Annotated in this window: 8 protein-coding genes; 5 read left to right on the top strand and 3 right to left on the bottom strand. The window is 70.4% G+C overall.

The annotated features are described in order from the left end of the window. Positions 1 to 451 precede the first annotated feature (451 nt). Both ACH4N1_RS05955 and ACH4N1_RS05950 read left to right on the top strand, forming a co-directional pair. Positions 452 to 1,078, top strand: coding sequence for a PadR family transcriptional regulator (locus ACH4N1_RS05955; protein WP_398094790.1), 627 nt, complete (start codon positions 452 to 454; stop codon positions 1,076 to 1,078). Between the two features lie 20 nt (positions 1,079 to 1,098). Next, positions 1,099 to 2,064: a hypothetical protein gene (locus tag ACH4N1_RS05950; protein WP_398095259.1), complete on the top strand. Its 966-nt coding sequence runs from the start codon at positions 1,099 to 1,101 to the stop codon at positions 2,062 to 2,064. Positions 2,065 to 2,196: 132 nt separating this feature from the next. Here the strand turns inward: ACH4N1_RS05950 and ACH4N1_RS05945 are convergent, their stop codons facing one another. After that, positions 2,197 to 2,610, bottom strand: a complete 414-nt coding sequence (locus ACH4N1_RS05945; RefSeq protein WP_398094788.1) for an ATP-binding protein — start codon at positions 2,608 to 2,610, stop codon at positions 2,197 to 2,199. 181 nt (positions 2,611 to 2,791) lie between these two features. Between ACH4N1_RS05945 and ACH4N1_RS05940 the strand changes: the two genes are divergently transcribed. Both ACH4N1_RS05940 and ACH4N1_RS05935 read left to right on the top strand, forming a co-directional pair. After that, complete coding sequence (locus ACH4N1_RS05940; RefSeq protein WP_398094786.1) at positions 2,792 to 3,649, top strand: helix-turn-helix domain-containing protein; 858 nt, start codon at positions 2,792 to 2,794, stop codon at positions 3,647 to 3,649. An 8-nt stretch (positions 3,650 to 3,657) separates the two neighbouring features. Further along, a complete protein-coding gene (locus tag ACH4N1_RS05935; RefSeq protein WP_398094784.1) occupies positions 3,658 to 3,846 on the top strand; it encodes a DUF397 domain-containing protein in 189 nt (62 codons plus the stop codon). On the opposite strand, the gene ACH4N1_RS05930 is transcribed toward ACH4N1_RS05935, so the two are convergent. Continuing rightward, positions 3,843 to 4,637, bottom strand: coding sequence for an MOSC domain-containing protein (locus ACH4N1_RS05930; RefSeq protein ID WP_398094782.1), 795 nt, complete (start codon positions 4,635 to 4,637; stop codon positions 3,843 to 3,845). The two genes, ACH4N1_RS05935 and ACH4N1_RS05930, sit on opposite strands and share 4 nt — an antisense overlap. 165 nt (positions 4,638 to 4,802) lie before the next feature. Here ACH4N1_RS05930 and ACH4N1_RS05925 point away from each other — a divergent pair, with 165 nt between their 5' ends. Beyond that, the gene (locus ACH4N1_RS05925; protein ID WP_366059134.1) at positions 4,803 to 5,558 is read left to right on the top strand and encodes a DUF4142 domain-containing protein; all 756 of its coding nucleotides are present in this window, start codon (positions 4,803 to 4,805) and stop codon (positions 5,556 to 5,558) included. Between the two features lie 23 nt (positions 5,559 to 5,581). On the opposite strand, the gene ACH4N1_RS05920 is transcribed toward ACH4N1_RS05925, so the two are convergent. Beyond that, the gene (locus tag ACH4N1_RS05920) at positions 5,582 to 7,288 is read right to left on the bottom strand and encodes a glycoside hydrolase family 13 protein (RefSeq protein WP_398094779.1); all 1,707 of its coding nucleotides are present in this window, start codon (positions 7,286 to 7,288) and stop codon (positions 5,582 to 5,584) included. Positions 7,289 to 7,450 lie beyond the last annotated feature (162 nt).

The raw sequence follows: 7,450 nt of genomic DNA, 5'->3' as shown, positions 1-7,450 counted from the left end.
CGTCACCGCCATCAACCGCAGCACCGGCGACCTCTACCTCTACACCAGCAAGAGCAACAGCCTCAACAGCGGCACAACGATCGGCCACGGCTGGGGAAGCCAGCAGCACTTGATCTGACCCGGCCAGGCCCGGGGACCCGGCCCCAGGAGCTCACCGTCAGACCGGTCACGGCACCACCACCGTCACCGCAGCCCGCTCGGCGGAGGCCCGAAGGCCTCCGCCGAGTTCTTGTGTCCCGCATCGCCGACGCGCCGGGGCTACGTGGTGGACCGGTACCACTGACCGGACCCGGACGTGAGCGGTCACGCGGAACACCGGGCCGGCTTCCGGCCGCTCGTCCGAATCCGGCGGTACCGGCCTCCGAGCCGCCGGGTCCTCCGGCACGGTTCCGGCGCGACTCCGGCTCCTACAGGCGGTTCAATAGTTTATTTAGACTGATAGAGTTCGACTATGCCACGTCGCGCTCTCGACAACCCGATCGTCCTGGCCGTGCTGGGTCTCCTGCTCGAACAGCCCTCGCATCCACACCAGATGCTTGCCGAACTGCGAGAACGCAGCGAGAACCATGCCGCCGCGATCACGCGGGGCACGCTCTACAACACCGTTGCCGTCCTGACCGAAGCGGGATGGGTCGCCCCACAGAGTCGGCAGCGCTCGGGAAACCGTCCGGAGAGGACCGTCTACGCCCTCACGGAGGAGGGCCACGACGAACTCGTACGACGGCTGGACTCCCAGATCCGCAACCCGGAGCGCGAGTTCTCGCAGTTTCTGGGAGCTGTCACCTACCTCGGTGCCCTCGGGACGAGCGGCGCGGTGGCGGCCCTGATCGAGCGCGCCCAGCGCCTCGGGCAGCGCACGGCCGCCGACGAAGAACGCCTTGCGGAGGCACTGGCGGCCGGCGTACCCCGCCTGCACGTCATCGAAGCCGAATACGCGTTGTGCCTCGCTCGCGCCGAGGTGGCATGGATCGGCTCGGTCATCGACGACCTCCGTACCGGCTCCCTGACGTGGCCGACCGACACGGCGACAACCTCCGCACCCCCTGCGACGCCGGACCAGAAGGAGTCGAACGCGTGACACCGACAGCGCATGACGGCATGCTCTTCGGGATCTACCCGGGCGGAGTCGCCGGTGACGACACCGGGGGCCTGGCCGGTGGCCCGCCCGACGACCCGGCCCTCGTGTCGAGTGCGCTCGACCGCCTCCAGGGCCGACCGGGCCGCCCGTTCCTGGTACGCGCCTACACGGGCTTCGACGACACCACCCGCCTCGGCGAGCCGCACGCGACCGCGGCGCCGACCACCGCGGCCCAATACGCTGTCCGGGGGCGCCGCTTGGACCTGGTGGCGCAATACCGGTCCACAGCCGGAGACGTCGACGGCTTCTGCGACTTCCTGCGCGAGCTGGTCGAGCAGTACGGCGCGATCACGAGCACATTGCAGGTGACGGAGGAGCCCAACGTCACCTCGAACCCGACGCTGGACGGCTACTACCCGGCGGTGCGCGAGGCGATCGTCCGCGGGGTTTCCACCGCCAAAACGCGAGCACGTGAACTCGGTCACGCGGACCTCCGGGTCGGATTCAACACCACTCCGCTCTTCGGGCCGGCCACCTCCTTCATCACCGATCTGACCGACCTCGGGGGAGAAGACTTCGTCACCGATCTGGACTACGTGGGCCTGGACTTCTTCCCCGACGTCTTCCAGCCCGTCGACGCGTCCGAACTCGCGGACGCCGTCGAGGGGCTGCTGCGTCATCACCGTGACTCGGTGCTGACGCCCTCGGGCCTGGGACACCTGCCGCTGCACATCACCGAGCACGGTTGGCCCACCGGCCCCGAGCGCCCCCCGCACCGGCAGGCCGACGTCGTCGAGACCGTGGTGAAGGTGATCGCCGCCCGGTCGAAGCAACTCCACCTGAGCGGCTACACGCATTTCGCCCTGCGAGATGCCGACAGCACCCGAACGGGACTGTTCCATCAATTCGGGCTCACCACCGACGACTACTCCCCCAAGCCCGCCTTCGACACCATGAAGATGCTCGTCGAACGCTTCAGCATCTGAAAGGAACGACGAGTGGGGCAGGCCGACTTCGCCGCCCTCCCGCAATGCGGGATCCTTCTGGAAGATCCGGTGCATGGCCTCGTGCGACGAGCCGACCATCGGCTCTCCTTTCTGTGCGATCAGCTCAACGAGCTATGCCGCCGGCACGTCACACCACACGTACTTGCCCCGGTGCCCGAACCGGGACAGCGGGTGCCAGCCCCACACCTCCGCCAGCGCCCGCACCAGCGCCGTGCCCCGGCCGTTCTCGGCGTCCGCCAGGTCCGCCACCTCGCGCGGCGGGTCGGGCGGCTCCGGGTCCGCGTCCCACACCCCCACCCGCAGCACACCGTCCGCCCAGCGGACGCGCAGCGCCGCCGGACCCTTCGTGTGCAGGACGGCGTTGGAGACCAGCTCCGAGGCGATCAGCTCCGCGGTGTCCACCCTGCCGATCAGCCCGTGCACGGTCAGGATCAGACGCAGCGTGCGGCGACAGACCGGGACGGCTCTGACGTCGTTGGGGATATGAAGGGAGTACTCCCACGTGTCGGGGGTGCTTTCGGGCATGCGTCAACTCCGTCTGAGACAGGGGTGGGTGAGGGCGCGGTGGCAGTGCCGCAGCCGTCCGGGCAGGACGGCGCGGTGCGCTTCCGCAACGTGTTCAACGCATCACTGACGGTAGGGCCACAATTTGGGACCGCGCAAGCCGTTGCGTAATCTGCTCCCCGAACGAGTCAAGGAGGACGTCGTGGCCCGCAGAACGTACGTGACTGCTCGCCAGGCCCGACTGGGCGCCGAGCTGCGAAAGCTTCGCGAAGCCGCCGGGTTGAAAGGACGTGAGGCCGCCGCGCTTCTCGGCACGGACTCCGCGCAGATGAGCCAGATCGAGTTCGGTACCGCAGGCGTCAGCGAGGCACGCGTTCGGCGGCTTGCGGCTCACTACTCGTGCACGGACGCCGATCTCGTCGAAGCACTGGTGGCCATGGCCACGGACCGGACGCACGGTTGGTGGGAGGAGTACAGGGGCAAGTTGCCCACTCCGTTTCTCGACATCGCCGAACTGGAGCATCACGCGGCGCACCGGCTCGATCTGGAGTTTCTGAATATCCCGGGCCTTCTCCAGACCGAGGACTACGCCCACGCGGTGTTCTCGTACCGAGTCCCAGAACTCCCGGAAGATGACACGGAAATGCGTGTGGAGCACCGCATGCGACGAAGGGCGGTCATCGCGGAGGGGCCCGCGCCCATCCCGTACGAAGCGGTAATCCACGAGGCAGCACTGCGCATCAGGGTCGGCGACCGCGCCGCCACACGTGTTCAGCTCACGCGCGTCCTGGAACTGTCGGAGGCCGACAACGTCACCGTCCGCGTCATCCCCTTCGACCTGGACGGTTTCGCCGGGGCGTGGAGCACGATGATGTACGCGGGCGGCGCCGTCCCCAAACTGGACACGGTCGTGCGCGATGTCACGACCAACGGCACGGCCTTCGTGGACTCCGAGGCACAACTCGGCGCTTTTCGAACGCTCTTCCGTAAAATCGAGGCAGTGTCACTCGATCCCGATCGTTCGCGTGACTTCATCCATCGACTTGCGAGGGAACTGTGAGGCACCCCGTGACCGCTCCGGACAACTGGCAGAAGTCGTCCTACTCCGGCGGCGGAGACGGCTCCAACTGCCTCGAACTCGCCGCCACCCCCACCACCCTCCACCTCCGCGAGAGCGACGCCCCCACCACGGTCCTCACCACCTCCCCCGCCCCCCTCACCCACCTCCTCGACGCCATACGCACCCGGGTCCTTTAACCCTCCACGGCCTCCAGGACCCGCACCGCGTCGCCCACCGTCACCTTCCCCTCCCGCACCACCCTGAAGTACGCCCCGAAGACCGTGCCGCCGCCGTCCTCCGCGCGGCGGTGGTCCGCCAGGGTGCGCAGGGGTTCCGGGCCGGCCCGGCGGCCCGTCTCCTGGTCGACCATCGTGATCGCGCAGCGGACCGTCAGCTCGGTGAGGGCCAGTTCGGTGTCGCCGATCAGGAGGCGGGCGGCGGTGTCCTCCGTGTGCGGGGTGTCCCAGCCGTCCACGACGAGGTTGGGGCGGAAGCGGTTCATGGGGAGCGGGGCGACGCCGCGCCCGGCCAGGTGCCGGTTCAGCAGGTCCAGGCTCGCGCGCGAGACCACGTGCAGGCGGTTGTCGTTGGCCGCGGTGCCGCCGGGGGCCGTACGCACACGCAGCAGCCGGCTCGGGCGGCCGAGGACCCCGGTCACCCACGCGGCCGCCTCCTCGCCCTGGTCGACGGCGCCGTACGGCTGCCCCGGCACCTTCGTGACCTCCTCGCCCTCCCCGGTCACCCGCAGGGCGGCCTGGCCGGGGGCACGCAGGGTCAACCCGGCGCCCTCCTCCACGAGCCGGGGGGTGATCAGCGCCATCCGGGGGTCGCCCCCCTGCCAGCGCGGTCCGCCCGTCTCGTCGGTGATCACGTACGCCCGGTCGTGCGGCAGCCCGTCGGGCGTGATCAGCACCTCGGACACCGTGATGCCGGCGCAGCTCTTCACCGGGTAGTACGTCAGTCCGGTCACCTTCGCCTGTCCTGGCACGGCAACTCCCTCCCCCGTCAGCCGATACGACAAGTTTTGCCGGAAGCGGTGAGTTCCGGCGGGCGTTCGTCCGTACTCCTTTGTGTTGGACCCCGCCGGGCGTGAACGAGCACGGGCGGTGTTCCCGATCAGGCAGGAGGAACGGTGCGCTTTTCGCGGAACGCGATGGGAACTGCCTTCGTGGGCGGCGCCCTGAGCTTGACCCTCGCGGCTCTGGCCTATCCGTCGATGCTGGGGCTGGACACGGTGTCCACCTCGAACGACCGGATCATCGCCAACACCCAGTGGGGGCCCCTGACGGAGGGCGACCGGGACTTCGTGGTCAAGGTACGGGCGGCCGGGCTCTGGGAGTACCCCCTCGGCGTGATCGGGCTGCAGAAGGGGCAGAGTCCGGCGGTCAAGACGGCCAGCGAGCACCTGATCGACGGTCACGCCGCCCTGGACACGACCTGCCGCAAGATGGCGCCCATGCTGAACATCACCCTGCCCAACGTGGCCAGTCCGCAGCAGGTGGCGTTCGTCAACCAGATCAACGCCAAGACGGGCAAGGACTTCGACACCGACTTCGCGAACATCCTGCGCATGACGCACGGTTCGATCTTCAACACCATCGCGAAGGTCCGTTCCACCACCAAGAACACCCTCATCCGGGCGCTGGCCGACCAGGCCAACGACACCGTCCTGGACCACATCACGGTGATGGAGAAGACCGGCCTGGTCGACTTCGAGCAGACCCTCTTCCAGCAGACCACCCCGCCGAAGCTCCCCTCGTCGGACCTGACCCCGCCGCCGCCGCCCGCGGGCCAGCCGATGGTCGTGCTCACCCCGCCGCCCACCGCCACGGCCACCCCCGTGGACATCGACGCCGCGGCGGCGGGAGCCGGGGTCGCTCCGGCGCCCGCCCCCACGCCGACGGGGTGAGCCCGGCCGGCCTCAGGCGTCGGCTACGCCAGCCAGACCGTGGTGTCCGGGCCGATCCGGCCGTCGCCGGACGGCGGGGCGCTGCTCAGCAGCACCTCGCCCGGCGGGCACGGCACCGGCGCGTCCGACAGGTTGGTGACGCACCGCCAGCCGGCCGAGCGGGCGAAGTCCAGCACGCCGGGCGGGGTGTCCTCCGCCCAGGTGAGGCCCTCGCCGTCCAGCAGCTTGCGGCGCAGGCGCAGGGCGGTGCGGTACAGCTCCAGGGTCGAGCCGTCCGTGCCGTCCTGGGCCTGGACGGCGTACCGCGCGAAGGACTCCGGCTGCGGCAGCCACGCGCCGCCCGCGCCGAAGCCGTACGAGGGGCCCGTGGTCGTCCACGGCAGCGGCACCCGGCAGCCGTCGCGGCCCTTGCGGACCCGGCCCGTCTGCTCCCACAGCGGGTCCTGGAGGACCTCCACGGGCAGGTCGGCGACCTCGGGCAGGCCGAGTTCCTCCCCCTGGTAGACGTACGACGACCCCGGCAGCGCCAGCATCAGCAGCGTGGCCGCGCGGGCGCGGCGCAGACCGGCCTCCTCGTCGACGTGCGGGGCGCGGCCGCCGGACAGCAGCCAGGCGTTCTCGTCCGTGCCCGGCGGGAGCATCAGGCGCGAGGCGTGGCGGACCACGTCGTGGTTGGAGAGCACCCAGGTCGCGGAGGCGCCGACCGCGCGGGCGGTGGCGAGCGAGGACGTGATGACCTCGCGGATCGCCGCCGCGTCCCAGGGGGTCTGCAGGTACTCGAAGTTGAAGGCCTGGTTCAGTTCGTCGGGGCGGGCGTACAGCGCGCGGCGGGTGCCCGGCACCCAGGCCTCGGCGACCGCCGTGCGGGGCGGGGAGTAGGAGTCCAGGACGCGGCGCCAGTCGCGGTAGATGTCGTGGACCTCGTCGCGGTCGTAGAAGGGGTGGCTGCCGGGGGTGAGGGTCACGAGCACGTCCTCGGCGGCCGCCCCCGCGGCACCGAGGTCGCGGAGCGGCTCGCTCAGGTCCTTGGCCAGGGCGTGGGCCACGTCCACGCGGAAGCCGTCGACGCCCCGGTCCGACCAGAAGCGCAGGGTGGTGCGGAAGTCCTCGCGGACCTCGTCGTGGTCCCAGTTGAGGTCGGGCTGCTCGCGGGCGAAGAGATGCAGGTACCACTGGCCGTCCGGGACGCGCTGCCAGGCGCTGCCACCGAACACCGACTGCCAGTCGGTGGGCGGGAGTTCGCCGTGCGCGCCGCGCCCGTCGCGGAAGACGTAGCGCTCGCGGGCCGGGGAGCCGGGACCGGCGGCCAGCGCCTCCCGGAACCAGACGTGCAGGTGCGAGGTGTGGTTGGGGACGATGTCGACGATCACCTTCAGCCCGAGGCGGTGGGCCTCGGCGGCCAGCGCGTCGAAGTCGGCCAGGGAGCCCAGGCGCGGGTCGACGTCCCGGGGGTCGATGACGTCGTAGCCGCCGTCGGCCAGCTCGGACGGGTAGAACGGGCTGAGCCAGAGCGCGTCGACGCCGAGCGCGCCGAGGTGCGGGAGGCGGCCGGTGATCCCCCTCAGGTCGCCGAGGCCGTCGCCGTCGGCGTCGGCGAAGCTGCGCGGATAGACCTGGTAGACGACGGCCTGGCGCCACCAGTGGGGGTCGTGGGCGGAGAAGTCGGGGACGGGCGGCTGGTCTGTCCCGGGTGCGGGGGTCGTCCCGGGTGCGGGCGCGGAGTCGGTCACGCCCACAAGTCTGTCCACTTTGCCGGGAAGGCGAACATCCGCACCTTGCGGAGTGGATCATTCCGTACGTGGGGGAGATGTGACGAAACTTGAACTGACCTGTGTTTGCCGCAGGTTGACAGGCCTCCGCCTCGCGACCCACGATGAGCGCACACCGTGGCG

This window comes from Streptomyces sp. NPDC017202 (assembly GCF_044331705.1).
In the GTDB taxonomy this organism is placed as follows: domain Bacteria; phylum Actinomycetota; class Actinomycetes; order Streptomycetales; family Streptomycetaceae; genus Streptomyces.
Note: the sequence above shows the minus strand (reverse complement) of the source record. Positions and strands in the feature narration are given on the sequence as shown.

Coding starts and splice junctions, on each gene's coding strand:
- ACH4N1_RS05945 (WP_398094788.1), bottom strand. CDS start 2,610: ATGCCCGAAAGCACCCCCGACACGTGGGAGTACTCCCTTCATATCCCC.
- ACH4N1_RS05925 (WP_366059134.1), top strand. CDS start 4,803: ATGGGAACTGCCTTCGTGGGCGGCGCCCTGAGCTTGACCCTCGCGGCT.
- ACH4N1_RS05950 (WP_398095259.1), top strand. CDS start 1,099: ATGCTCTTCGGGATCTACCCGGGCGGAGTCGCCGGTGACGACACCGGG.
- ACH4N1_RS05955 (WP_398094790.1), top strand. CDS start 452: ATGCCACGTCGCGCTCTCGACAACCCGATCGTCCTGGCCGTGCTGGGT.